The following is a 25,236-nucleotide window of genomic DNA, read 5'->3' as shown; positions in this document are numbered from 1 at the left end:
CCTCCGATCAGCTCTCGCGGGCGTAGAAGAAGCGGACCATCACCACGAAGTCGATCGGCTCGTAGCTGACCTCCCACTTCTTGCCGACGGGCTGGTAGATGTTGGACGAGGGCAACCAGATCGCCACCTGGTCATCGATGATCGACTGCTGGGCTTCGCGGAGCACGGTCAGCCGCTGGGTCTCGTCCAGGATGCCGCTGATCTGCCCCAGCCGTTGGTCCAGGTCGCCGTTAGCGTAGTAGCCCCAGTTCATCCCGCCTTTGTCGGCGGCGGCCGCGGTCGTGTAGTTGCGCAGAATCGAGGTCGGGTCGGGCGTGACCATGTTCAGTACCAGGAAGGACAGGTCGTGCGCCGTCTCCGGGTTGCCCTGCACGGAGACCATCTGCGGCCAGGCCACCAGGGTCTGCTTCACCTTGATCCCGAGCGGCTTGAGGTTCTCCTCCAGCAGGGTGCCGAAGAACTCCTCCCAGGCCAGGCCCTTGAGCCCGAGGTAGCTGAGGGTGAAGCCACCGTCCGGGTAGCCCGCGTCGGCGAGCAGCCGCCTGGCCTCCTCGAGGTTCTGGGCGAAGGCGGGGAACGGCGGCTCGAACTCCACCGCGCCGGGCGGCAGCGGGCCACGCGCCTCCTGCGCGCGCCCCTTGAAATACTCCAGGTACGCCTTGTAGTCCACCGCCAGCGCGATGGCCTTGCGCACGCGCACGTCGCTGACCGGGCCCTTGGCCTTCAGGTTGAAGAAGACCGTGTTCACGCCGAGCTTGGGCTGCTCGACCGCCTTGACGTCGGCGCAGGCCGCCGCCTGGTCGGTCTGGTCGGTGCCGATGCCGCCGATCATGTCCACCTGGCCCTGGCACATGAGCTGCACGGCGGTGGTGACGTCCGGGTCGGTGCGCAGGGTGACCTTCGTGGGGGTGCCGTCCTGGAACTTCTGCCAGTAGCCGTCGAAGGCGTTGAGGGTGATGGCCTTGCCGCGCTCCCAGCTGCCCAGCGTGTACGGCCCGCTGCCCGCCTCGTTGCCGGCGAACCAGTCCTTGGCCCACGGGTCGTCGGCGGTCTTGTGCTCGTCGATCGCCTTCTTGGAGACGATCGGCAGCTTGGGCAGCATGCCGGGGAAGAACGCGTCGGCGTTCTTGAGCTTGAAGACGACGGTGTCGGCCGTGGGCGTCTCCACGGTGTCGAGGTTGCCGAACAGGGTGGCCGGGCCCTGGTTGATCTCGCGGAGGCGGTCCACGCTGGCCTTGACGACCGCGGAGTCCAGGGTGGAGCCGTCGTGGAACCGCACGCCGGAGCGGAGCGTGATCGTGTGGGTCTTGGCGTCCGCCGACGACTCCCACTTGGTGGCCAGCGCGGGGCGGGTCTGTGTGCCGCCCGGCTGGTATTCGAGCAGGCTGTCGTAGGTCTGCCGGACGAAAAGGACCGACTCGGAGGAGAAGGCCAGGTGGGGGTCGAGGGACTTGGTCTCGGCGATGTTGGAGAAGACCGCTGACACGGTGCGGCTTTCCCGGACAGTGGGGGGCGTGACCTGGGTGCATCCCACCAGGGTGAGCACAGCGGCCACTGCGGTGATCAAAGTGCGATTCCGCATGACATTAACTCCTGTACGCGTCCGGGGCGGCGAAGCCTACTATGCCCCGCATATCTGGCATTTCGTAAGAATCCTGGACATATCCATCGGCGTGATCGGCGTCCTGTTTCGCCGGGTCACGCTGCTCAGGCGGCCCGTAACCGCCTCCCCCGCCGGTCATCACCCTGATCCGGGTGCCCTTGCGCAGGGGCCGCGCGCCCACCTTGAGCACCGCCTCGGTCACGCCGTCCGACTCGATCTCGCCTTGGGTGGGCGCACCGTCGCCCCCGCCGTGCAGGCCCCATCCAGGCAGGGCCGACCGCTCCAGCCACAGCGACAGCCAGGTCTGTTCGGCCAGGGTCTCGTACTCCCGGATGATGCCGAGACCGCCGCGGAACCTGCCCGGGCCCCCGGAGCCCTCCCGCAGCCCGTAGCGGTGGACGCGGATCGGATAGCGCGTCTCCAGCACCTCGACCGGGTAGTTCTTCAGGTCCCCCGCACCATAGTTGATCATTCCGTTGGCGCCGTCGGCGGCCGAGGACGCCCCCCACCCCACCGCGGTCGCCTCCCCGGTGACGTAGCGGCTGCCGTCGGCGCGCACACCCACGAACGTCACGTTCATCGGGTCGGCCGGCTGACCGGCCACCACGTCGTCCGGCAGGGCGTCGGCCAGCGCCCGGATCACGAGGTCGATCATCAACCCGAGCGGCGGGTAGTAGTAGATCGTGGCGTGCGGCTCGGCGACGTTGAAGACCGTGTCCGGGGGCGCCACGATCGTCAGGTTCCTGAACGTGCCATCGGTGACCGGGACGTTCGGGTTGATCAGGCACTTGTACGCCAGGCGGGCACCGGCCACCGTGCCGGGCAGCGGGGAGTTCACCGAGCCCGCGGTGGGACCGCTGGAGCCGGTCAGGTCGATGCTCATCCGATCGCCGGACACGGTCACCGCGACCTTGACCGGCACCGGAGGCTGCCCCGGACCGCCCGAGTCCATCGCGCCCTCCGCCCGGTACACGCCGTCCGGTATGCGCGAGACGGCCTCCCGGTCCAGCCGCTCGCACTGGGCGTATATCTCCTCCGCCGCCGCCTCGACCACGTCCGCGCCGAACCGCTCGTAGAGCGCGACCAGCCGCCGCTCCCCGGTCCGGCAGGCCGAGATCTGCGCGTGCAGGTCGCCCCAGACCGAGCGGGGCAACCGGCTGTTGCGGGTGAGGTAGTCCAGCACCTGCGTCTGCGGCTCGCCCGCCCGGTACACATACGTCGGGCCGAACCGGTAGCCCTCCTGGTAGATCTCGGTCGTGTCGACCGGGCGGCCGGCCTCCTTCGCCCCGATGTCGAGCCAGTGCGCCTTCGTGGCGCCGAACCCGATCAGCCGCTCGCCGTGGAATATCGGCGAGAAGATCGTCACGTCGTAGGTGTGGCTGCCGACCAGATAGGGATCGTTGACCATGAACACGTCGCCCGGCCGGTAGTGCTCCGGCCCGCCGAGCTTCTCGGTGGTGACCTTGATGCCCGTCTCGAGGTTGCCGAGGAACATCGGCAGCCCCGGCGACTGGCCGAGCAGCCGGCCGCGCCGGTCGAAGACGCCGACCGAACAGTCCTTCATCTCGTAGATGATCGGCGTGTACGCCGAACGGGCCAGGTTGTTGTTCATCTGGCGGGCGATCGACGACAGCGCGTTGCGGATGACCTCCACGGTGACCGGATCGACCAGCGAGGGCAGGTTCGCGGACGGCGAGATCGTGGTCATGTCAGCCTCTCCAGGATCAGGTGGCCATGTTCGGTCAGGGTGGCCTGCCAGCCTGGCGGGACCAGGGTGGTGCACCCGGTTTCGAGGACGATGCACGGGCCGATCACCCGGCTGCCCGCGCCCAGCTCCGTGCGGTCGTGCACGGCGGTGTCGTGCGCCTCGCCGCTGAACACCGTCCTGGCCCACCGGGTGGGCGCGGGCAACGGCCGGGCTTGGAGAGGCGGCATGGCGGGCCGCGGCCGGACGCCGATCGCGGCCACCCGCAGATTGACGATCTCCACGTCCTCCGCCGGGTTGCTGTGCCCGTAACGCTCCTGGTAGGCGGCGTGGAAGAGCTCGGTAACCTCCCCGAGCGCGGCGCCGTCGACGCGCTCGGGGAGGGGCACGGTCAGCGTGTACTCCTGGCCCGCGTAACGCAGGTCGGCCGAACTCTGGAGCACCATCTGGGCGGGGGACACGTTCTCGGCCGCCAGCAACCCCCGCGCCTCGACCCGCAGGGCACGCAGTTCCTCGGCCACGCGTCCGGCGGGTACCCGTGCGGCGACCGCGAAGAAGGCCCGCACCAGATCGTGCCGGACGTCGGCCTGCAGCATCCCCCAGGCCGACAGCGTGCCGGGAGCCGAGGGCACGATCACCCGCGGGATGGCCAGTTCCTCGGCGAGCGCCACGGCGTGCAGCGGCCCGGCCCCGCCGAAGGCGAGCAGGTCGAACTCGCGCGGATCGATGCCGCGGGCCACGGTCAGCTCCCGGATCGCGTCCGCCATGGCCGCGTCGGCCACGGCCACCGCCCCGGCCGCCAGCCGGGTGACGTCCAGGCCGAGCTCGGTGGCGGCCCGCGCCATGGCCCGCTCGGCGGCGGCACGGTCCAGCGCTACCGTGCCCGCCATCCGGGTGTCCTCCGGGATCCTGCCGAGCAGGAGGTTCGCGTCGGTTATGGTGGGCCGCTCGCCGCCCCGCGCGTAGCAGGCCGGGCCGGGGCTGGCTCCGGCCGACTCCGGGCCCACCCGCAGGCCGCCCGACTCCACGTGGATGATCGACCCCCCGCCCGCGCCCAGCGAATGCATGATCACCGACGGGGTGAGCACGGGATGGCCCTCGATCTCCAGCTCCGCGTCGATGTCGGCGGCGCCGTTCACCACCAGTGAGACGTCGAACGACGTGCCACCCATGTCCACGCAGATCAACCGGTCCACGCCAAGCTGGGCGCCGATGGCCACACCGGCCACGGTGCCGCCCACCGGGCCGGAGAACAGCGTCTGCACGGCCCGGCGCACGCCCATCTGCGCGGTCATCACCCCGCCGTTGGACTGCATGACGTGCAGGGGCACGGGCAGCCCGCCGACGGCCAGCCGGGTCTCCAGCCGGCTGAGGTAGTCGCCGATCTTCGGGGTGACGTACGCGGAGACCAGGGTGGTGGAGAAGCGCTCGTACTCCCGCCACTGCGGGGCCACCTCGTGGGAGGCCACCACCGCCAGCCCCGGCGCCGCCGCGCTGATGAGCTCCTTGGCACGCCGTTCGTGGCCGGTGAACCGGTGGGCGTGCAGGAAGCACACCGCGACCGCCTCGTAGTCCGCCGCCAGCCGCGCGGCCAGCGCGGTCACCGCGGCCTCGTCCAGCGGGAGCACCACCTCGCCGTCGGCCCCCACCCGCTCGGCCACCTCGAACACGTCGCGACGGCGCAGCAACATCGGCGGCCGGTGGTAGTGGATGTTGTACATCTCCGGGCGGCTGGCGCGGCCGATCTCGTAGACGTCCCGGAAGCCGCGGGTCACCACCATGGCCAGGCGGGCGCCGGAACGCTCCAGCAGGGCGTTGAGCGCGGTGGTCGTCCCGTGGATGAAATCGCCGACCTCGGCGAGGCCGACGCCGATGCGCTCGACCGCCTCCAGGACGCTGGAATCCTGCATGCCGGGGATCGACAGCGCCTTGGCGGGCCGTACCGTTCCCTCGGGGCTCAGGCAGACCGCGTCGGTGAAGGTCCCGCCGATGTCCACGGCCACCCGGTAGCCCACCTGGTCACTCTGTGTCTGTGTCATCATGCCGTTCCGATCCTGGTTCTCAAGTCGAGGAGGTCGAGGGTGGCCTCGCCCGCGGCCAGCCGGGGCAGCAGTTCCCGCTCCACCGACGCCCGGTGCCTGGAGGCCGCCAGCGTCACCCGCGCCTCGGCCGCGGGCACCACGACGGCGCCGTCGCCGTCGAGCACGACCGTGTCGCCCGGCGCGATCACGATGCCGCCGACCTCGACCGGCACATCCAGCTCTCCGGCGACCTCCTTGCCCGCGCCGCGCGGGCAGACCCAGCGCGCCCACACCGGCAGGCCCACCCCGGCCAGCTCGTCGACGTCGCGCACGGCCGCGTCGAGGAGCAGCGCCGCCGCCCCGCGCGCCTTGGCCTGCACGGCCAGCAGCTCCCCGACCAGAGCCACGGGGGCGGGCCGCGGCATCACCGCCACCAGCACCTCCCCCGGCTCGACGCGATCGAGCGCCTGGTGGATGCCGAGGTTGTCGTCCTGACCGCAGCGCACCGTACGGGCCGGACCGGCGGCCCGGCTGCCCGGCACCACCCGGATCAGCGTCCCGTCCACCAGACCGGCCCGGCCGGACGCCTCGTACACGGTGGACACGCCCAGCTGGGCGAACCCGTTCACAGCCGGTCCCGCAACTCGGGGGCCATCCGCTGGAACGCCTCCACATAGCGCACCTCGGCTCCCGCACCGAGATAGCGGGACTGGTAGGCGCGCTGTTCTGCTCGCTGCCGGTAGTGGTCGGCCAGGTACGCCTGCGAGGCCATCGCCCCCATCGCCGCCAGCTTGCGGTCGAACACCGCCGTGACATCCAGGTAGGTGTCGGGCGTGAACCCGCACTGGTCGGGCTGATGCGGTTCGAAGGCGAACATGCCCGGCGGCGGGATCGTCGGGAACGCGGCCGGGACCCCGCCCGCGCCCATGGCCAGCAGCCTGGCCTTGACCGCCGCCGCCGAGGCGACCGGATGGTCGGGATTGAACGGGTCGGCCGGTGCGTGCACGAGCAGCACGTCCGGGCGGGTCCGCAGGTAGACCTCGACCAGCCGCCGCATGGCGGACTCCGGCACCGCCAGGGGGTAGTCGCCCAGGTCCAGCGGGACGTAGTCGGCGCCCACCTCGGCCGCGGCCTGCTCCCCCTCGGCGTGCCTGCGCGCCTTCACCGCCGCCACCGTCTGGCCGGGCTCCCGCCACAGGTCGCCGGACTCGCCCCGCTCGCCGTAGGAGAGACAGACCACCGTCGCGGTGCCGCCCGCAGCGGTGTGCAGGGCGATGGCGCCGGCCGCCCGCCAGACGAAGTCGGCGGCGTGCGCGCTGACCACCAGCATCGATTGGCTGGGCGCCATCACGACCACCGCACCATAGCCATCCCGCAGCCGGTGCCCGCTTCGGTGCGGTAGGCCGGGATGTAGTCCACGATCTCCATGTCCAGCTTCGCGCAGGCGCCGCCGACGGCCAGCCAGCCCATGGACTCGCTGGTGCCGGAGACGAAGTCCTCGCCGGAGAACCCGGCGATTGCCTCCTCGTCGCGGTTCTGCATCGCGCTCAGCACCGCGCGGTCGAGTTCCTCGTCCACCACGAAGTGGCTCAGCCCGCCGGAGGCGATCACCGCCACCCGCAGCTCCTCCGGGTAGGCCTCGATCGCCGCGGCCAGGCCCTTGCCCAGCTCCCAGCAGCGCGCCGGGGTCGGCCGGTTCGGCTCGAAGTAGGTGTTGAGCAGCACCGGCACCATCGGCAGCGGTTCGGACTCCCGGTCCATGAGCCGATTGCGGACCAGCACCACCGTGTGCCCGATGGACTGGCCCTCCGGCTGCGCGCGCACCTGCGCCACGTCGAAACCGGATCTGTTGAGGCTGCGGATCAAATGCTCGCCGAGCGGGGCGTGGCAGGGGTAGGTCTCAGGCTGCTCGCCGTACAGCGCCCAGGCCGCCGTCGCCACTTCGGGGAACCAGAACTTCTCCGGCGGGATCGCCCGCACGGTTTCGCCCCAGTAGACGGCGAACGTGGGCATGCTGTCCGCGGCGAAGATCTCGTGGTGGTCGTCGCCGACGACCACCACGACGTCGGGCGCGGCTTCGGCGAGGCCGGCGGCCAGCGAGCCCACCGCGGCCTGGGCCCGCGCGTGCAGGGCCGAGAAGCTCTGCTCGTTGACGCGCTCGGCGATGCCGTCCCCGGCCCTGGCCGCGACCAGGTCCTCGTAGGCCCATTTCTTGCGGCGGTAGATCAGGTTGGGGTTCTTCCGGTCGTGCCTGGCGTACGAGGCCCACAGGTCGCTGGGCATGCTCATCTGGGGGGTATGTGAGACCCCGAGCCCGAGAACTAACTGTGCCATGAATGTGCCTTTCTTCCTCCGCCGTGCGGACGGGCTGCTCAGCCCCCGTGCAGGGCGTACAGGGCTTCGGTCGGGTCGACGCGGGCGATGCAGACGCGGCAGCTGGTGGAGCAGAACCGGCCGGCGTAGAAGATCAGCGGCGCGGTGGCCTCAGGCGTGCGCCACAGCGCGGTGACCCGTCCGACATAGAGCGTGTGGTCTCCCTCCTCGTGTACGGAGGCGACTTCGCAGGACAGGTGGGCCAGTGTCGCCGGCAGCACGGGGTCGCCGGTGGGGCCTGACGCGGTCGGCGTCGCGCCGAAGAGCTCGGCCTCCCTGGCCATCGGCCGGGCGAACCGCCGCGCCACCTCCGCCTGCCCCTCGGCCAGGATGTTCACCGTGAAGTGGCCGGCCCGCTGAACCATCTCGTTGGTGTAGGACCGGTTATCCACCGCGACCGCGAGCAACCGCGGCCGCAGTGACACCGACATCACGGCACTGGCCGTCATACCGTGCCTGACGCCCTGGTGACCGACGGTGATGACGGTCACTCCGGTGGCGAACAGGCCCATGGTGGCGCGGTAGGCGCGATCGGGGGACATCGCCGGGCTCCGCTAGCTGCCCGGCCGGGACTCCAGGGCCGCCTCACGCAGCGCCCGGCCTTCGGCGAGGATGTTCTCCAGCAGTTCCCGGCCGAGGTCCATGTCAGCCGAACGGGCGAAGAACGAGGCGACGAACATGGGCTCGCCGATGTAGAAGCGCTCGTAGTGCGAGAGCCGCTGGCCGACCGAGTCCCCGGCCAGATCCCAGGCCAGCTTGGCGATCTGCACCCGGTCCACGCCCGGCATGTCGTCGGCGCCGGCGAAGTAGGTGTTGGCCAGGTCGGCGACCTCGCCGGTGAACTCGCCCAGGGTGGGGGTGAGCATGAGCCCGGCGGCGCCGGTCCGCTTGATCACGTCCAGCATGGTCGTGTAGAAGTCCGGGAAGAGCAGGCCGGAGGCGCTGAGCGCGTCCCCGTTGACCCAGTACGTACCGGTTTCGCTGATTCTCGGCTCCTCCTCGCACCGGAACAGCAGGGCTTCCTGGGCTTTGTACATCGCGGCCAGGCGGCCGAGGAGTTCCCCGACGTTGGGGAACACGTCGGTCTTCACGGAGTTGCACAGCTTCATCGCGGTGGCCACCGTCAGGGCCGCGCGGACCGTGGCCCGGTGGATGGACAGGTGGCCGGAGAAGGCCGCCACACCGGTCATGAAACGCATGTTGTTGGCCGCGGTGAGGCTGTTGTAGAAGAACACCCGGTCCCAGGGAACCAGCACGTCGTCGAAGACGATCAGCGCGTCCATCTCCTCGAACCGGGAGCTGAGCGGGTGGTCGTACACGTTGCGGCTCTCGGGGACCAGCGGCTCCCGGCAGATGATCTTTACACCCGGGGTGGTCGTCGGAACCGCGAAGCACAGGGCGTACGCGTCGTCGCCCGGCCCGAACTGGCGTCCGTTGGGGAACACCAGGATCTCGTCGGTCACCGGTGCGGCGGTGGCCAGTTGCTTGGCGCCCCTGATGATCAGGCCCTCCGGAGTCTCCTCCTTGACCCGCAGGTGGATGTAGGGGTTCGCCTGCTGGTGGGAGGGCTTGGACCGGTCTGACTGCGGGTTGCCGAGCGCATGGGTGAGGAAGAGATCGTTGTCGCGGACGTAGCGGACGTAGTCGGCGACCTTCTGGGCGCCGCCCTCGCCCCACTGCTCGAACCAGTCCGTGCTCTCCCACATCCCGGCGATCAACGCCGCCATGAACTCCGGGCCGCGGCCCAGGCATCCGTAGGACGCCCGCGCGTACGTCTGGTACGCCCTGCCCTTCGCCTTCAGCTCCTCCTTGCTCTTCGGGACGAGGTAGCTGATGTCGTAGCGCTCCCCGCCCGGCTCCTCGGTGTAGGTGAGAATGTCCTGGTAACGGCTGTCGTGCTTCATGTCGTACAGCCGGGCGTAGCTCTGGATCGGCTCGCGGAACGCCGGATATGTCGTCACGTCCACGACTCGCTCGCCGCCGACGTACACCTCGCGCGGCGCCCGTAGTCCCTCGATGTACTGCTTCCCAGTGCGGATCACGACGTGTAGACCTCCGTGAGACTGCCCGGCCCGGCCGGCTTGTTGTCTCGACGGTAGGAACTGGAATTTCCGCAGTCCAACGCGCATTTCCGATGCGATCCATCGGTCTGGCCGATGTGGAAATACAGAAATGCGCTCAGCACCGTATTTGTCACATTCGCGAAAACGGGCCGAAATAGCGCGCGTTCAGTAGCCGAGCACTACCGTTTTGGCCTCGGTGTAGAAGGCGCGGCTGTGCTCGGCGCCCTCCCTGCCGACCCCGGAGCGCCGGTATCCGCCGAAAGGCGCCCGCCAGTCGCGCACCCCGAACGTGTTGACCCACACGATCCCCGCGCGCAGCCGGTCGGCCATCTCGTGCGCCCGCCCCCGATCACGGGTGAAGCACGACGCGGAGAGCCCGAACTCGGTGTCGTTGGCGAGCGCCACCACCTCGTCATCGGTGTCGAACGGCGTCACCACCACGACCGGGCCGAAGATCTCCTCCCGGCAGGCCCGCGCGCCCGGCGCGAGCCCGGTCACCACGGTCGGGCGGACCAGCCAGCCGCCGGGTATCGCGCCGCCGGTCAGGATCGTGCCACCCGCCGCCGGGATCTCCTCCAGGAAGCCCTGGACCCGCGCGAACTGCTCGCCGGTCGCCAGCGGCCCGAGCCGGGTGGCGGGGTCCATCGGGTCCCCGACCACCCATGCCCGCGCCTGCTCGACCAGTCCGCGGACCACCTCCTCGTAGACCGGTCGCTGCGCGTAGACCCGGGATCCGGCCACGCAGAGCTGCCCAGAGTTGGCGAAGGCCGCCATGGCCGACATCGGGATCGCCAGCTCGGGATCGGCGTCGGCGAAGATGATGCTCGGTCCCTTGCCACCGCATTCCAGGAGCACCGGCACCAGGTGGCGGGCGGCGAGCATGCCGATGGCCGCGCCTGCCGCGGTCGATCCGGTGAACGTCAGACGATCGATTCCCGGCGAGGACGCGAGCGCTTCCCCGGCCGCGCCGGGGCCGAAGCCGTGCACCACGTTGACGACGCCGGGCGGAACGCCCGCCTCCAGGGCGAGCAGGGCAAGCCGGGTCGCGGCGGCGGGGCTCTGCTCGGCCGGTTTGAGCACGACCGTGTTTCCCCAGGCCAGCGCCGGGCCGAGTTTCGAGACCGCCATCAGGACGGGCAGGTTCCAGGGCGTGATCGCGGCGACCACTCCGGCGGCTTCGTACTGGCTGAAGATGTGGTGGCGGCCGTTGCCGGGGAACGTCGGCGCGGTGGCCAGCCGGGCGTGCTCGGCGTGCTCACGCAGGTGGCTGGCGTTGCCCGCGACGTCTGCGCCGGAGCCGTCGCCGTACGGCTTGCCCATGTCGAGGGTGTCCATCCGGGACAGTTCCGGCGCGTCGCGCTCCAGCAGGTCGGCGAACCTGTGCAGGAGGGTCACCCGCTCGGCGACCGGCATGCGCCCCCAGGGACCCTCGTCGAAGGCGCGGCGTGCCGCGTCGATCGCGGCGCGCACCTCACGCTCGCCGCCGAGCGCCACTTCCGCCCATGGTTCACGGGTGTACGGGTTGGTGGTCATGAAGGTGGCCCCGGTCGCGGAGTCCTTGAGCCCGCCGTCGATGACGTGCCGGATCCGCTCCACGCCTGCCTCCTTCACCGGGCCTGGCATGCGGGCAAGCCCACGAGCTCACGGTAGGCAGGCGGCCGGTCGGCGTCCAAGTCCTGGCACCGATAGCCGCTATCGGGCGCGCCGATGACACCCAATCACCGGGCAGGTTGTACAGCCGATCCTTGAATTGGCCCTACTCGATTGACATATTGATCAGCCAATCATTTGGCAGGTTGCGCGGCCAATCCTCGATGCAGTGACATACCGGGAAGTTCGCACACCCCAATCCTCTGGAGGGCCACCGTGAGCATCGAGCAGACCCGTCAGGAGCTCCTGGCCGAACTCGGCTTCGAGGAGCTGAAGCGGCTGGTCGGTCTGGTTTCCTACAACGACTCCACCGACCCCCTTCCCCGTGACCGGGTGGGGAACCTCTAGCGCCGACGGAAGGAATCGACGATGGCCCACTTCACCGGGTTCTTCGATGACGCCGCCCTGTTCCCTCCCGGCAACGCGCCGATGGCGCTGGCGGTGCCCCGCCACTGGGAGCACCGCTCCACCTGGTACCAGGACACGGTGGGGCCGTTCGTCTGCCCTCGTCACCGGCTGGCCGAGCTCCACGATCTGCTCGCGGGCCACGGCCCCCGGCTGGAGGTGGCCGTGATCATCGCGGAGGGCCCGGCGGCGCTCGCCGCCGGGGTCTGCGAGGCCACGGCGCACCCGCGCGTACGGCTGCGTGCCGTGGAACTACCGGCCCACGGAGAACTGCGCGCCCTCCCGAACATGGCCGTGCCCGAGGACGTGACCGTGTACGCCGAGGTGCCTCTCACCCCGGACGCGCTTGCGGAGGTCCCCGCGCTGACCGGGACCGGCCTGCGCCTGAAGTTCCGCACCGGCGGCACCCGGGCGCAGGACTTCCCCGACGAACCGGCACTCGCCGCGGCCCTGGCGTGCGCCGTCCGTCACGGCGTCCCGTTCAAGCTCACGGCGGGCCTGCACCACGCGATCCGCCACACCGGCCACGGCACCGGGTTCGAGCATCACGGATTCCTCAACGTGCTCGCCGCGACCGCCGCCGCCCAGCAGGGCGCCGACAAGGCGGCGATCACCGACATACTGGCCTGCCGGGAGGCGGAGACCGTCGTCAACTGGTGTACGCCCACGGCGCTCGCCGCCGCCCGTCCGCACTTCGTCTCCTTCGGCACGTGCAGCATCGACGAGCCCGTAACCGACCTCGTCGCACTCGGCCTACTGGAAAAACGCTAGGGGCACACAGGCGATGGGCGGCGGCGATCCCGCACGCCCATCGCCTGTTCGCTACCGCGCTGAAGCTCGGAGCGGTCAGACCTGCTTGCTCTGGGGTGGACCCAGGTAGCTGGGCAGGACGCCGCCGGTGTCCACCACCAGTTTCTGGACGATCACTGTGGGGTCGACCATCCAGAACTTGAGGGTGTGCGCGCCGGGGGTCGTGATGGTGTGCGTGGTGACGGTCCGGTTGACGTTGTCGGAGGTGTTGCGCTCCCACTGGCGGTTCATCCGGGTGTCGTCGGAGCCGGTGGCGGCGATGACGTCCACCACCTGCGGGGGGCCGTCGTCGATGGAGACGTACCCGTTGGCCTCGACGAAGCCCTTCACCGGGCCGTCGGGTTTCCGCACGACCGCCTGCACCACGACGCCGGCCCCGCCGGGGCCGGTCACCGTGATGGGCACGCTCGTGGTCCCCTTGGGCGCGCGCGACCAGTCGACCCGCAGTGTGCTGCGGACCTGCTTGTCGAGGCGGCCCTTGGCTGGATCGGCCCGCAGCCACGGCACCGACGGCTTGATCTGGTAGTCGAAGGCCACGCCGCCCCGGTTGAACACCTCGATGTACTGCTCCGGCTGGCTCTGGTACGGGCTGAACTCCGGCAGCACCGCGGCCGCGGCCGAGTTCGGCCACCACGCGTCCGAGCCGTCGATCGCGACGCCCATCTCGGCGACGGCCGGCAGCGTGATGCGTCTGACCGCCGGGAAGATCTCGTCGGGCAGGGCGACGTTGTTCAGCTCGGGCTGCTGCCAGGGCGCGTTCGGGCCGTACCGGGCGATGTCGCCGTACCCGATGTGGGGTTGTAGCTGCCAGTTCTTCCACTTACCTCCGGCCAGGGCGGTGTTGTAGTACTGCGACATGGCCTGGTCGTCGGCGAACCTGGCCTCGGCCTGTGCGGCCAGGCGTTCCATGACGCTTGGGCCGTTTCGGTCCGCCTCCACCGGCTCGGCGAAGGCGTTGGCGGCCCCACGGCGGTCGTGAACGTGCGGTACCGACCTACCGCACCGTAAGGATGATCTTTCCGACGTGGTCGCCGGCCTCAAGGGCGTGGTGCGCCGCCGCCGCCTCGGTGATGGGTAGCACCCGGTCCACCACCGGCCGGATCCGGCCGGACTCGATCAACGGCCAGACCTGCGCACGGACCCGGGCGACGATCTCGGCCTTCTCCGCGAGCGGGCGGGCCCGCAGGGTCGTCGCGGTGACGGTGGCCCGCTTGCGCTGCAGCAGCCCGAGATCGAGCTCAGCCCGGCTGCCCCCCTGCAGGCCGATGATCACGAGGCGGCCCCCGATCGCCAGCACCTCGAGATTGCGGCCCAGATAGGCACCGCCGATCATGTCCAGCACGACGTCGGCTCCCCGGCCACCGGTCTCCGCCAGGACCCGGGCGGCGAAGTCCTCGGTGCGGTAGGAGATCGCCACGTCGGCGCCGAGCTCCTGGCAGCGCTTGAGCTTCTCCGGACTGCCGGCGGTGACGATCACCCGTACGCCCGCGGCGACCGCCCGCTGGATCGCGAAGGTGCCGATGCCTGACGCCCCTCCGTGCACGAGCAGGGTCTCACCCTGGCCCAGCCTGGCAACCTGGAACAGGTTGGACTCGACGGTGCAGGCCACCTCGGGCAGGGCCGCCGCGGTCCGCAGGTCGACGCCCGCGGGAACGGGCAGCAGCTGCCCCACGGGAACGGCGACGCGCTCGGCGTAGCCGCCACCCGCGAGCAGCGCGCACACCGGCTGGCCCACCGCCCAGCCCGACGTCTCCGGGCCGAGGGCGACGACATGGCCCGAGCACTCCAGCCCCGGATACACCGGCGCTCCGGGGGGCGGGTCGTAGGAGCCCTGGCGCTGGAGCACGTCGGCCCGGTTGACGGCCGTCGCGGTCACCTCCACCAGGACCTCGCCGGGACCCGGCACCGGGTCGGGCACCTCGTTCCACACCAGCGCCTCGGGGCCGCCGTAGTGGACGATCTCGATCGCTCGCACCGCGATCAACCTCTTCTTCCTGTGTGCGTACGACTACGGAACGAGCACCGCCTTGACGACGGCGCCCTCCTCCACGGCGCGGAGCGCCTCGACCGCCTGGTCCAACGCGAACGGCGTCGCCAGCCGCGCCCAGCGGCCGGGGTCCTGCCGCAGGGTGTCCACCGCCAGCTCGTAGTCCTTCCTGGTGGCGCCGTAGCTGCCCAGGACGGTCAGCTCGCGGCGCGTCACGATGTTGACGTCGACCACCGGAGGCCGGGAGAACATCGCGAGCACGACGATCGTTCCGGCCATCGCGACCCTGCCCACCGCCAGGGCGAGCGCCTCCTCCGCGCCGGAGGTCTCCAGCCAGCAGGGCGGGCTGTCCGGCAGGTCCTCCCCCAGGGAGGTGCGCAGGCCCAGCTCCGACGCGGTGGCCAGCCGGACCGGCTGGTCGCGGGCGATGCCCACCAGGGTGACGCGATGTCCCTGGCCGTGCAGGAGCATCGCCGCCATGATGCCGATGGGCCCTGGCCCGGTGACCACGATGTCGCAGGGCCTCCCGTCGGCGGGCATGCGCAGCTGGCCGACCGCGTGCGCGGCGATCGCGAGCGGCTCGGTGAGGACGAGTGCCTGCACCGGCACGTCATCGGGGACGGCGATGACCCGGTCGGCGTCGATGGTGAACCACCCGGCGGCCGCGCCGTCGAACGACAGGCCCATGACGTCGCGCCGGGGGCAGAGGTGGGGGGCGGTCCGGCAGACGGCGCACTCGCCGCAACCGTCGATGGAGATCGGCACAATGCGGCGGCCGAGCCAGGACTCCTCGACGCCGTCGCCGAGCCCGTCGACGACGCCGACCGCCTCATGGCCGAGCACGACGGAGTCCGGCAGCCACTCGTATCCGGCGTCCTGTTTCCAGGCGTGGACGTCGCTGCCGCACAGTCCGTTCGCCTCGGTGCGGACGAGCAGCTCTCCGGCGGCCGGTACGGGACGGCTCCGTTCGACGACGGCCACGTCCCGCGGGCTGTGGCTGAGCTTGACCAGGGCCGGCATGGCAGGCGTTTCCATGGTCAACGCACGAGGGAGTCGAGGTAGGCCAGCCCGATCCCGTTCGCGGCGTAGTGCCGGCGGGCGTTGTCGAGCTTGGTGAAGACGTCCTCCACCCCGTTGGGCGTGCCGTCCGGATCCACGTAGATGTAGGCCCCCGTGACGTGGAACAGGGTCATCATCTCCGGCACGTCGTCCGGGACCTCCAGGGTGTGGATGTCGCCGGGCGGCTCGAAGCTGTAGGCGCCCTGTTCGGCCCACCAGTCGTGTTCGAGGTAGTGCCAGCGGCCGCGGAGGGTGAGCGCGTGGACCGGGCCCGCGTGCCGGTGCCGGGACAGGATGCCGGTCTTGCGCACCCGCAGGATGTTCACGAAGTACCCCTGGCTGACGGAGAGCAGCAGCGGCCGGAACGACACCGACTCGGACTGCGGCACCCACAGGCGCTCGTCACAGTCCAGGTCGAGCGCGCCGGTGATCACGAGGTCGTCCAGCTTCCCGTGCGGCTGCTCACCCTGGTACGCGAGGGGCTCCCCCGTCACCGGATCTGTCCGCGTCGACACCGACATCGTCTGCGCAACCTTTCGTGTGTGCCGCCGGCCCTGGCCGGCCGGAGATGCGACCATGCTACATTAATCGAATAAGTAACGCGACTCAGTGGGCCTGACCAGGCATTTGGGCAGATCCGCCCGGCCACAGGGAAGAAGGGGAAGTGACCGACTTCTATAAGATTGATGTCCACGTCCACCTGGGCATCAGCTCGGTGCTGTCAGTGGCCGGCTCGACCAGCGAGATCATCCGCAAGATGGAGCTGAACGGCATTCACCAGTCCGTCATCTCCCCCATCCCGGGATACGAGGACCCGAACGGCGTCGCCGACTCGCGGGCGCAGAACGACGGCATCGCGGCCGCCCTGCGGGATCACCCCGGCGTGCTGGTCCGCGGCCTGGGAGTGGTGGAACCGCGGCACGGCGCGGCGGCGCTCGACGAGGTCGACCGGGTGATGGACGAGCTGGGCCTGTCCGGCCTGATGTTCCACAACGACTTCAACGGCCTGCCGCTGGACCACCCCTCGATGTTCGCCATCGTCGAGCGGCTGGCCGTTTATCCGAACGCCGTCGCGCAGGTGCACACGGCGCAGCACTCGGTCCTTGAGGCACCGTTCCAGCTGGGCCGGCTCGCCGAGGCCTTCCCCACGGTAACCTTCCTCAACGCGCACCCGTTCATGGACACCACCCACGAGGCCGCCAGCCTCGACCTGGGCGAGCGGCACCCCAACATCGTCTTCGACACGGCGGTCTCGCACACCCAGCTCTACCCGATCGAGCACGCGGTCGAGCGGCTCGGCGCCGACCGTGTCCTGTGGGCCAGCAGCAACCCGTACTACGAGACGACGCTCGACATCCCGCTGGTCGCCAACGCGAAGCTCGACGACGACGTCAAGCGGAAGCTCTTCGCCGACAACGCCCGGCGCGTCTTCCAGATCGAGGAGGAGTGACAACCATGGTCAAGGGATCACCCGATTTCCGCGACAGCGGCCTGGAGTTCCCGCCCGAGTTCGTCTTCGGGTCGGCGACGGCGGCCTACCAGATCGAAGGCGCGGCCCGGGAGGACGGGCGCGGGCCCTCCATCTGGGACACCTTCAGCCGCGTCCCCGGCAAGGTCGCCAACGGCGACACCGGTGACGACGCCTGCGACCACTACCACCGCCTTGACGCCGACCTCGACCTGATGGCGTCGCTGAACCTGGAGTCGTACCGCTTCTCGATCTCCTGGTCGCGTGTCATCCCGGACGGCACCGGCGCGCCGAACAAGGCCGGCCTCGACTTCTACGACCGGGTCATCGACGGGCTGCTGGCGCGCGGCATCACCCCGACGCTGACCCTCTACCACTGGGATCTCCCGCAGGCGCTGGAGGACAGGGGCGGCTGGCCTGTCCGCGAAACCGCGCTGGCGTTCGCCGAGTACGCCCGGCTGATGGGCGAGCGCTACGGCGACCGCGTCGCGACGTGGACGACGCTGAACGAGCCGTGGTGCGCCTCCCATCTCGGCTACGGGGCGGGGGTCCACGCCCCCGGGCGGCAGGATCCGGCGGCGGTGCTGCGCGCCGCCCACCATCTGAACCTCGCGCACGGGCTCGCCGTCTCGGCGCTCCGCGAGGTCGTACGCAACGACCCGGACTTCTCGGTGACGCTCAACCTGCACGCGCTGCGGCCGTCCGGGCCCACCGGCGCCGAGGCGGTACGGAAGATCGACGCCGTCGGGAACCGGATCTGGACCGGGCCCATGCTGAGCGGCGCCTACCCCGAGGACCTGATCGCCGACACCGCCGGCATCACCGACTGGTCCTTCGTCCAGCCGGGCGACCTGGCGGCGATCCACCAGCCACTGGACGTGCTCGGCGTCAACTACTACTCCACCAAGCTGGTCCGGCTGCGCGACCCGGCGTCCGGCGAGCGGGTCACCAGCGGCAACGCGATCGTGGACGGCGACGCCTGGCCGGGCGCCGGTGACGTGGAGTTCCTTCCGCAGCCGGGGCCGTACACGTCCATGGGGTGGAACATCGAGCCGGCCGGGCTGGTCGAGCTGGTCGGCTCGGTGGCGGCCGCGTACCCCGGGCTGCCGCTGATGATCACCGAGAACGGCGCGGCCTTCGACGACGTGGTCGCCGACGGGCGGGTGCACGACGTCGAGCGGGTGGACTACCTGCGCCGGCACCTCACCGCCGTGCACCGGCTGCTGGAGTCGGGGGTGGATCTGCGCGGCTACTTCGTCTGGTCGCTGCTGGACAACTTCGAGTGGGCGTACGGGTACGACAAGCGCTTCGGGGTCGTCCACGTGGACTACGAGACCTTCGCCCGGACGAAGAAGGACAGCGCCCTCTGGTACGCCGAGCTGGCCCGGACGCACCGTATCCCGGACTGACGCCGCTACGCCGTGTTTCGCCGGCGGACCGTGTAGGGCAACTCCACGACCTGCGGTTCGCCGGTGAAGCCGAGCATCCGGCGGCGCAGGCTGGCCACGGCCTGGCGGCCCATCTCCTGGCGGGGGACCTCGACCGTGGTGAGCCGCAGCGGACCCGCGCTGGCGAAGCTCATGTCGTCGAAGCCGGTGACCGCCACGTCGTCCGGCACGGCGAAACCGCGCTCGTGGCAGACGTCCATGACGCCGAGCGCGATGACGTCGTTGCCGCAGACGACCAGATCGACCGGGCCGCGGGCGTCGAACAGGGCGCGGGCGCGCTCCACCCCGCTCTCCCTGGTCAGATCGCCGACCATGCCGTCCGGCAGCGGCGTCCGGCCGGCGGCGGCGAGGGCGGCCCGCGCTCCGGCGGCCCGCCCGGCGCTCACCGAGGAGCGCTCGGGGCCGCCGAAGACCGCCACCCTCTGGCGGCCCTCCAGCACCAGCGAGGTGAGTTCCTTCGCGGCGGCGAAGTCGTCGATGCCGACCCAGTCGGCGTCGAACCCCTCGATCCGGCGGTTGATGAAGCCGAACGGCACGCCCCTGGCCCGCAGGTCGGCCAGCATGGGGATGTCGTGCGGCAGGACGGCCGTGAACAGCAGCCCCTCGCAGTGGCTGTCGACCAGGGCCGACACGGCGGGCGCGTGGTCGCGGCCGTCCAGCCCGACCTGCGCCACGAAGACCTGCATGCCCTCGGCGGACGCGCCCTCGATGACGCCGGAGGCCAACTCGGGGTAGAACGGGTTGGCCACGTCCGGCAGCAGCAGCCCGAGCGTGTTCGTCCGTCCCAGGCGCAGGCCGACCGCCAGCCGGCTGGGCCGGAACCCCATCTCATCCGCCACGGCCTTGATCCGCTCGCGCAGCTCGTCACTGACCCCGGGCAGGCCGTTCAGGGCGTAGGAGACCGTCGCGGGAGTGACCCCGACCGCACGGGCCACATCTCGCTGCGTGACCCGCTTCGACGCTCCATTACTCACCCTGGTGCCCCTCAAATCCCTGGATGACGGAACAGTAGATCAAAAGTACAGGGCTTCGCCTCCCGTGAGGTTGAGAGCTGCGCCGGTCATGAAGGCGCTGTCGTCACTGGCCAGCCAGCTCACCAGCGCCGCGACGTCGCCTGGCCTGCCCATCCGCCGGACGGGGACGCGGTCCTGCGCGTACTGGCGCATCCAGGCCTCGGCGTCGGGGTTCTCCTGGCCGGTCGTCGCGGGGAGTGTGTCCAGCATGAGCTGGGTGACCATGGTTCCGGGGCAGACGGCGTTGACGGTCACCCCGGACGGGCCGAGTTCCTCCGCGGCGACCTGGGTGAGGGAGATGACCGCGCCCTTGCTGGCGCTGTAGACGCCGAACGTGGCCAGCCCCCGCTTGCCGAGGTAGGACGCGATGTTGACGATCCGGCCGCCGCCCGCGGCGGACATGATCCGCCCGGCCGCGCGTACGCCGTTGAACACGCCCCGTACGTTGACCGCCATGACGTGCTCGAAGGTGGCATCGGTGGTCTCGGTCAGCGGGAGCTGCGGCTGGCTCACCCCGGCGTTGTTCACGAGTACGTCGAGCGCGCCGTGACGTTCGGCCACCTCGCCGAGCAGGGCGGCGAAGCGGTCCCCGTCGGTCACGTCGAGGAACTCGGCGTGATGCGGACGCCCGGTCAGTTGCCCGAGTTCCGCCGCCAGCCCGCGCGGGTCCTGCACGTCGGTCACGACCACGGTGGCGCCGTCGCGGGCGAGTCGGCGTGCGGTGGCCTCGCCGAGGCCCTGCCGGGCCCCCGTGACCACTGCGATCTTGCCGTCCAAGGGGGACATCAACTTTCCTCTCCGCCGGGGTGGACCCGTCTGGTGATCAGTCCGGTCACGCCGGGGTGCAGCACCAGCACGGCGCCGGAACAGGGGAAGCGCGTCAGGGTCGGCGCGTCCAGGCCCACCCGCGCCGACGTGACGTACAGCGTGTCCAGCCGCGGCCCGCCGAAGGCCAGGCTGGTCGGGCGGGGCACCGGGAGGTCGAGGCGGGCCGCCACGTCGCCGTTCGGCGCGTACCTGACCAGGCAGGCGCCGTCCCAGATGGCCGACCAGACCCGGCCCTCGGCGTCGACGGCCAGGCCGTCGGGCATGCCGGGTCCGGTCCATTCGGCGAAGATCCGCTCGTTTGTGAGGGGGCCGTGCTCGGTGTAGTCGGCGGCGAAGACGCGCTTGGCCACGGAGTCGGTGAAGTAGATCGTCCGCCCGTCCGGCGACCAGTCGATGCCGTTGCTGAGGGTCAGGTCCGTACGCAGCACCTCCAGCCCATTCCCGGCCAGCCGGTAGAGCGCGGCGTCGGCGACGTCGCGGTGCTCGTTCATGCCGCCGAACACGAACCGGCCGTACGGGTCGACGGCGCCGTCGTTGAGCCGATGGTGTGCGGGCAGGTCGAGGGCGGCCAGTTCCGCGGTGATCCTCCCCTGGCCGTCCGTGGCGACGACCCGGTGTTCCAGCGCCGCCACGAAGCCGCCGCCTTCGCGCGGCGCCACCGAGCCCACCTTCTCTCCGAGGTCGAACGCGGTGCCGGAGAGCGTGCTCACCCGGCCGCGCAGGCTGTCCACCCAGACCAGCCCGTCGTCGCCGAGCCAGACCGGGGACTCCCCCAGGATGTCGACAGGCGGGGTGACCGCCCTGACCTCGCTCAGAAGAACACCGCCTCGCCGCCGGTCAGGTTGAGCGCCGCGCCCGTGACGAAGTCGGCGTCGTCACTGGCCAGCCAGGCCGCCATCGCGCCGACGTCGTCGCCGGTGCCCATCCGGCCGACGGGGATGCCCTCCGCCGCCCGGTGCCGCCACTGCTCCACGTCGGGGTTCTCCTCCCCGACGAACGTCCCCAGCTTCTCCACCCACATGGGCGTGTACATCGTTCCGGGACAGATGCTGTTGACGGTGGTCCCGTACCGGCCGAGTTCCAGCGCCAGCGCCTGGGTGAGCGAGATGACGGCGGCCTTGGACGCGGAGTACAGCGCGTGCCCGGCGATCGCCTTCTTGCCGATGTAGGAGGCGGTGTTGATGATCCGCCCGCGCGGCTGGCCGCGGAAGACGCGGGCGGCGGCGCGGCACCCGTTGAAGACGCCGCGGACGTTGACGCCGAGCACCAGGTCGTACTCGGCGTCGGTCAGGTCGGCCACCTCCGCCCCGGAGTCCATGACGCCCGCGTTGTTGACGACGATGTCCAGCCGGCCGTACCGGGTGAGGGTGTCCTGGACGAGGCCGTCCATCTGCTCGGCCGAGCGCACGTCCACGGCGACCGCTCGATGTGCGCCGCCGAGCTCGTCCAGCAGCGACTCGGCCGGTGTGAGGTCGGCGACGACGACCGTCGCGCCCTCCGCCGCGAAGCGCCGCACGACGCCCTCGCCGAGTCCCCGCTGGCCTCCGGTGATGATTGCCACCCGTCCGTCCAACTTGCCCATGTTCCGTTGCTCTTTCTTCTCGCCGGGCGTCCGCCCGGTCAGCCCTTAACTCCCCCGGCCAGCCCTTCGACCAGGTTGCGCTCCACCAGCAGGAAAACCACGATGAGCGGCACCACGGCCAGCAGGCCCAGCGCCATCAGCTCGCCCCACGACACCTGGTACTGGCCCACCAGCGAGGTGATCCCCAGCGTGATGACCCGGTTCGACGGCGACGACGTCAGCGACAGCGCGAACAGGTACTCGTGCCAGGAGACCAGGAACGCGTAGAAGAAGACGGCGCCCACGCCCGCCCGCGCCGCCGGAGCGACCACCCGCAGCAACGCGCCCACCCGCCCGCACCCGTCGATGAGCGCGGCCTCGTCGAGCGCCCGCGGCACCTTCGCGATGAAGCGCCGCAGCAGCCAGGTCGCGATCGGGACGGTCAGCGAGATGTTCGTGACGACGAGCGCGGTCAGGGTGTCGAGCAGGCCGAGCGTGCGGAAGATGAGGAAGTACGGGATCACGAACAGGATGGTCGGGATCATCTGCGCGAAGAGCAGGACCAGCACGAGGGTCTCCCCGCGCCGCCCGGCCAGCCGCGACAGCCCGTACGCGGCGAACAGCGCGACCAGCGTGCTCACCGTGGCCGACACCCCGGCGACCACGAGCGTGTTGCCCATGATCACCCCGAAGTCGGCGCGGGTGACGACCGCGATGAAGTTGTCGAGGGTCGGGGCCGACGGCCACCAGGTCACCGGCGTGGTGTAGATCTCGTTGGCCGGTTTGAGCGACGTGGAGAGCATCCAGGCGAACGGCAGCAGCGCGAACAGCAGCAGGGCCACGATCAGCGCGTACCGGCCGGCGGCGCCCGCCGTACGGGAGACGTGGTGGAGGTTCTTGGCCATGTCAGTCCTCTTCGTCGCGTGCCGACAGGCGCATCAGGAGCACCGTGGCGACCAGGGCCAGCACGAACATGAGCGCCGCCAGCGCCATGGCGTCGCCGAAGCGCTGGTACTGGAAGAACAGCCGGTACACCTGCGTGGCGAGGACCTCGGTGGCTCCGGCGGGGCCGCCGCCGGTCAGGACGTCGATCATCGCGAACTCGCGGAAGGCGTACAGGCCCTCCAGGGTGCCGACCAGGATGAAGATCGGCCGCACGCCCGGCCAGATGATCGAACGCAGCCGCCGCAGCCAGCCCGCTCCGTCGACCGCGGCGGCCTCGTGCAGTTCCTCGGGGATGGCCTGGAGCGCGGCCAGCAGCATCACCGTGATGAACGGGAAACCACGCCAGACCTGGGCCAGGATGATGATCCACGGCGCGAGGTTCGGGTCGCCGAGCCAGCTCACCGGCTCGTCGATCAGCCCGAGCTGGAGCAGCAGCCCGTTGAACGCGCCGGCGTTGGAGTCCATGACCCAGCGCCACATCAGCGCGGTGAGCACGGTCGGGATGACCCACGGGAACATCAGCGCGCTGCGGAAGACGCGGCGTCCCCGCAGCCTGCTGTTGAGCAGCAGCGCGGCGGCGAAGCCGATGGTGAGCGAGATCGCCACCGAGGCCAGCGCGAACCGCATCGTGTTGAGGAACGGCCGCACCAGCGTCTCGGGCTGGGACAGCAGCGACTCGTAGTTGCGCAGCCCGGCGAACGCCATCGAGAACATGTCGTCGACGTCGGCGAAGCTCGCGTACAGCGCGAACACGATGGGGAAGCCGAGCAGTCCCACCAGCACCGCGAGCAGCGGGCCGAAGAAGATCATCCGGTCTTTGAGCGCGCGGCGGCGGGCGCCGTCGCGCCCGCCGGGCCGCTTGCCACGCGGGCGCGGGCCCTCCGGTTCGACCGGCGTCGGGCGCGACGCCGCCACGGTGGTGCTGTCCATTCTGGTCATCTCCCTGAAGGTCCCGTACGCCGCGGACGCGGCCGCGCCCTCACAGTCCCTTGAGCTGCCCGCAGGCGGACTGGAACGCCTCGGCGGCAGGCTGCTGCCCGGTGGCCGCGGCCTGGTAGGCGGTGATCAGGATCTGCCGCATCTCGGCCATCTTCGGGCCGCGCGGCCGGGTGAACCCGCTCTTCTTGATCAGAGTGCTGTACGTCGAGAGCAACTCGTTGCCGGTGACGGCGGGCGAGTCGAACACGGCGGTCCTGGTGGGGACGAAGCCGCCCGCTTCGGCGCTGCCCTGCTGCGCGGCGTCGGTGCTCATGTACTTGATGAACTCCCACGCGCCGTCAGGGTTCTTGGCCTCCTTGGGCACGACGAAGATCAGCGCGTCCTCGTTGGCTCCGGTGACGCCGCCCTCGGTCATGGGCGGCATGTGGGTCACGCCCAGGTCGTCCTTGATGGCGGCGTTGTTGCCTTCGAAGATGCCCTTGCCCCATGGGCCGTCGGTGACGAAGCCGACGTCGCCCGCGGCGAACTGGCGGGTCAGCTCGTCGTAGCCGATGCCCGACGGGTTGGGGACCAAGCCGCCGTCGCTGTAGAGCCCGGTCAGCCAGCTGAAGGTCTTCTCCGCCGCCGGGCCGCACATCTCCTTGACGTACTGGTTCGGATCGTTCAGATTGACGCCTCCGGCCACGTACCAGGCCCAGTGCCGCTCGAAGCTCGACGCGTCCTTGCCCTGGAAGACCATCGGGGTGCCGCCGCTGGCCTTGACGGCCTTCAGCGCCGCCCGGAAGTTGTCCCACGAGCTCACGGCGTTCTCGACGTCGACGCCGGCCTTGGCCAGGACCTTCTTGTTGTAGTAGACGGCGTCGCTGGTGCCGTCCTCGATGGGGATGCCCCACAGGTGGCCGTCCCAGGTGGCCAGGGCTTTGGCCGAGTCGGTGAACGCCCCCGAGAAGGCGGACCCTTCGGCCTCCCAGTACTTGTCCACCGGCTGCAGGTACTTCGCGTAGTCGGCGATCTCCGAGGTGGTGATGGCCACGATGTCCGGGGCCGAGCCGCTCAGCGCGGTGTTCACCAGCTTGGTGCCCTTGTCGGCGAACGGAACCGGCTCGCCCTTGACGGTGATCTTGTTCTGGCTCTTGTTGAAGGCGTCGATCCAGCTCTGGTGGAGCTTGCCCAGCGCCCCTGGGTCGGCGAGACGCCAGCTGAGAATCTTCACCTCGCCGGAGTCTCCGCCGGAACCTGTGCCGGTGGAACCGGACCCGCACGCGGCGAGCGCAAGCGCGAGCGCGCCCACTGTGACGCCCGCGATGGCCGAACCCAACTTCTGGTGCACCGTTGCCTCCTTGCCGCTTTTGTGCGGT

At 70.6% G+C, this 25,236-nt stretch carries 24 protein-coding genes; 4 read left to right on the top strand and 20 right to left on the bottom strand.

What is annotated here, in order from left to right; all coding sequences use genetic code 11:
• Positions 1 to 7 precede the first annotated feature (7 nt).
• The 9 genes from KIP79_RS17285 to KIP79_RS17245 all read right to left on the bottom strand — a co-directional run bounded on the left by KIP79_RS17285 (position 8) and on the right by KIP79_RS17245 (position 11,361).
• The gene (locus KIP79_RS17285; RefSeq protein WP_214105843.1) at positions 8 to 1,582 is read right to left on the bottom strand and encodes an ABC transporter substrate-binding protein; all 1,575 of its coding nucleotides are present in this window, start codon (positions 1,580 to 1,582) and stop codon (positions 8 to 10) included.
• A gap of 4 nt (positions 1,583 to 1,586) precedes the next feature.
• A complete protein-coding gene (locus KIP79_RS17280) occupies positions 1,587 to 3,311 on the bottom strand; it encodes a hydantoinase B/oxoprolinase family protein (RefSeq protein WP_214105842.1) in 1,725 nt (574 codons plus the stop codon).
• Positions 3,308 to 5,350, bottom strand: a complete 2,043-nt coding sequence (locus KIP79_RS17275) for a hydantoinase/oxoprolinase family protein (RefSeq protein ID WP_214105841.1) — start codon at positions 5,348 to 5,350, stop codon at positions 3,308 to 3,310. The genes KIP79_RS17280 and KIP79_RS17275 overlap by 4 nt, the downstream gene beginning before the upstream one ends.
• Entirely contained in the window at positions 5,347 to 5,958 is a 612-nt protein-coding gene (locus KIP79_RS17270) for an RraA family protein (protein WP_214105840.1), read from the bottom strand. The genes KIP79_RS17275 and KIP79_RS17270 overlap by 4 nt, the downstream gene beginning before the upstream one ends.
• Positions 5,955 to 6,677, bottom strand: coding sequence for a PIG-L deacetylase family protein (locus KIP79_RS17265; RefSeq protein ID WP_214105839.1), 723 nt, complete (start codon positions 6,675 to 6,677; stop codon positions 5,955 to 5,957). Before KIP79_RS17265 ends, KIP79_RS17270 begins: the two co-directional genes overlap by 4 nt.
• Positions 6,677 to 7,618, bottom strand: a complete 942-nt coding sequence (locus KIP79_RS17260) for a DODA-type extradiol aromatic ring-opening family dioxygenase (protein ID WP_214105838.1) — start codon at positions 7,616 to 7,618, stop codon at positions 6,677 to 6,679. Before KIP79_RS17260 ends, KIP79_RS17265 begins: the two co-directional genes overlap by 1 nt.
• An 83-nt stretch (positions 7,619 to 7,701) precedes the next feature.
• A complete protein-coding gene (locus KIP79_RS17255) occupies positions 7,702 to 8,244 on the bottom strand; it encodes a flavin reductase family protein (protein ID WP_214105837.1) in 543 nt (180 codons plus the stop codon).
• A gap of 12 nt (positions 8,245 to 8,256) precedes the next feature.
• Positions 8,257 to 9,744, bottom strand: a complete 1,488-nt coding sequence (locus tag KIP79_RS17250) for a 4-hydroxyphenylacetate 3-hydroxylase family protein (protein WP_214105836.1) — start codon at positions 9,742 to 9,744, stop codon at positions 8,257 to 8,259.
• Positions 9,745 to 9,930: 186 nt separating this feature from the next.
• Positions 9,931 to 11,361, bottom strand: a complete 1,431-nt coding sequence (locus KIP79_RS17245) for an aldehyde dehydrogenase family protein (protein WP_214105835.1) — start codon at positions 11,359 to 11,361, stop codon at positions 9,931 to 9,933.
• 270 nt (positions 11,362 to 11,631) lie between these two features.
• Here KIP79_RS17245 and KIP79_RS48405 point away from each other — a divergent pair, with 270 nt between their 5' ends.
• Together KIP79_RS48405 and KIP79_RS17240 are read left to right on the top strand one after the other, a co-directional pair.
• On the top strand, positions 11,632 to 11,763 hold the full coding sequence (locus KIP79_RS48405) for a hypothetical protein (RefSeq protein ID WP_256447298.1): 132 nt from the start codon (positions 11,632 to 11,634) through the stop codon (positions 11,761 to 11,763).
• A 21-nt stretch (positions 11,764 to 11,784) separates the two neighbouring features.
• Positions 11,785 to 12,591, top strand: coding sequence for a hypothetical protein (locus KIP79_RS17240; protein ID WP_214105834.1), 807 nt, complete (start codon positions 11,785 to 11,787; stop codon positions 12,589 to 12,591).
• 75 nt (positions 12,592 to 12,666) lie between these two features.
• Here the strand turns inward: KIP79_RS17240 and KIP79_RS17235 are convergent, their stop codons facing one another.
• The 4 genes from KIP79_RS17235 to KIP79_RS17220 all read right to left on the bottom strand — a co-directional run bounded on the left by KIP79_RS17235 (position 12,667) and on the right by KIP79_RS17220 (position 16,197).
• Positions 12,667 to 13,539, bottom strand: coding sequence for a hypothetical protein (locus tag KIP79_RS17235; protein ID WP_214105833.1), 873 nt, complete (start codon positions 13,537 to 13,539; stop codon positions 12,667 to 12,669).
• A gap of 85 nt (positions 13,540 to 13,624) precedes the next feature.
• Positions 13,625 to 14,605 (bottom strand): NAD(P)H-quinone oxidoreductase, encoded by a 981-nt coding sequence (locus KIP79_RS17230; protein ID WP_214105930.1) that lies wholly within the window; start codon positions 14,603 to 14,605, stop codon positions 13,625 to 13,627.
• Between the two features lie 33 nt (positions 14,606 to 14,638).
• The gene (locus KIP79_RS17225; RefSeq protein ID WP_214105832.1) at positions 14,639 to 15,637 is read right to left on the bottom strand and encodes a zinc-dependent alcohol dehydrogenase; all 999 of its coding nucleotides are present in this window, start codon (positions 15,635 to 15,637) and stop codon (positions 14,639 to 14,641) included.
• 17 nt (positions 15,638 to 15,654) lie between these two features.
• Positions 15,655 to 16,197, bottom strand: coding sequence for a 2,4'-dihydroxyacetophenone dioxygenase family protein (locus KIP79_RS17220; protein WP_214105831.1), 543 nt, complete (start codon positions 16,195 to 16,197; stop codon positions 15,655 to 15,657).
• Positions 16,198 to 16,340: 143 nt separating this feature from the next.
• On the opposite strand from KIP79_RS17220, the gene KIP79_RS17215 reads away from it, so the two are divergent.
• Positions 16,341 to 17,126: an amidohydrolase family protein gene (locus KIP79_RS17215; RefSeq protein ID WP_214105830.1), complete on the top strand. Its 786-nt coding sequence runs from the start codon at positions 16,341 to 16,343 to the stop codon at positions 17,124 to 17,126.
• Between the two features lie 5 nt (positions 17,127 to 17,131).
• A complete protein-coding gene (locus KIP79_RS17210; RefSeq protein WP_214105829.1) occupies positions 17,132 to 18,553 on the top strand; it encodes a GH1 family beta-glucosidase in 1,422 nt (473 codons plus the stop codon).
• Between the two features lie 5 nt (positions 18,554 to 18,558).
• Here the strand turns inward: KIP79_RS17210 and KIP79_RS17205 are convergent, their stop codons facing one another.
• From KIP79_RS17205 to KIP79_RS17175, 7 genes are read right to left on the bottom strand one after another with little or no spacing between them, the layout of a single operon-like run.
• Positions 18,559 to 19,566, bottom strand: a complete 1,008-nt coding sequence (locus tag KIP79_RS17205) for a LacI family DNA-binding transcriptional regulator (RefSeq protein ID WP_214105828.1) — start codon at positions 19,564 to 19,566, stop codon at positions 18,559 to 18,561.
• Between the two features lie 39 nt (positions 19,567 to 19,605).
• Entirely contained in the window at positions 19,606 to 20,391 is a 786-nt protein-coding gene (locus KIP79_RS17200) for an SDR family NAD(P)-dependent oxidoreductase (RefSeq protein WP_214105827.1), read from the bottom strand.
• Positions 20,391 to 21,209, bottom strand: a complete 819-nt coding sequence (locus KIP79_RS17195; protein ID WP_256447308.1) for an SMP-30/gluconolactonase/LRE family protein — start codon at positions 21,207 to 21,209, stop codon at positions 20,391 to 20,393. Before KIP79_RS17195 ends, KIP79_RS17200 begins: the two co-directional genes overlap by 1 nt.
• A gap of 35 nt (positions 21,210 to 21,244) precedes the next feature.
• Positions 21,245 to 22,015, bottom strand: coding sequence for an SDR family NAD(P)-dependent oxidoreductase (locus KIP79_RS17190; protein WP_214105826.1), 771 nt, complete (start codon positions 22,013 to 22,015; stop codon positions 21,245 to 21,247).
• Positions 22,016 to 22,053: 38 nt separating this feature from the next.
• On the bottom strand, positions 22,054 to 22,899 hold the full coding sequence (locus KIP79_RS17185; protein WP_214105825.1) for a carbohydrate ABC transporter permease: 846 nt from the start codon (positions 22,897 to 22,899) through the stop codon (positions 22,054 to 22,056).
• 1 nt (position 22,900) lies between these two features.
• Positions 22,901 to 23,878, bottom strand: a complete 978-nt coding sequence (locus KIP79_RS17180) for a carbohydrate ABC transporter permease (protein ID WP_214105824.1) — start codon at positions 23,876 to 23,878, stop codon at positions 22,901 to 22,903.
• A 40-nt stretch (positions 23,879 to 23,918) separates the two neighbouring features.
• Positions 23,919 to 25,208, bottom strand: coding sequence for an extracellular solute-binding protein (locus tag KIP79_RS17175; RefSeq protein ID WP_214105823.1), 1,290 nt, complete (start codon positions 25,206 to 25,208; stop codon positions 23,919 to 23,921).
• Positions 25,209 to 25,236: the final 28 nt, after the last annotated feature.

This window comes from Acrocarpospora catenulata, from assembly GCF_018476525.1.
Classification (GTDB): domain Bacteria; phylum Actinomycetota; class Actinomycetes; order Streptosporangiales; family Streptosporangiaceae; genus Acrocarpospora; species Acrocarpospora catenulata.
The sequence above is the reverse complement of the archived record's forward strand: the minus strand, read 5'-3'. Positions and strand labels throughout refer to the sequence as shown.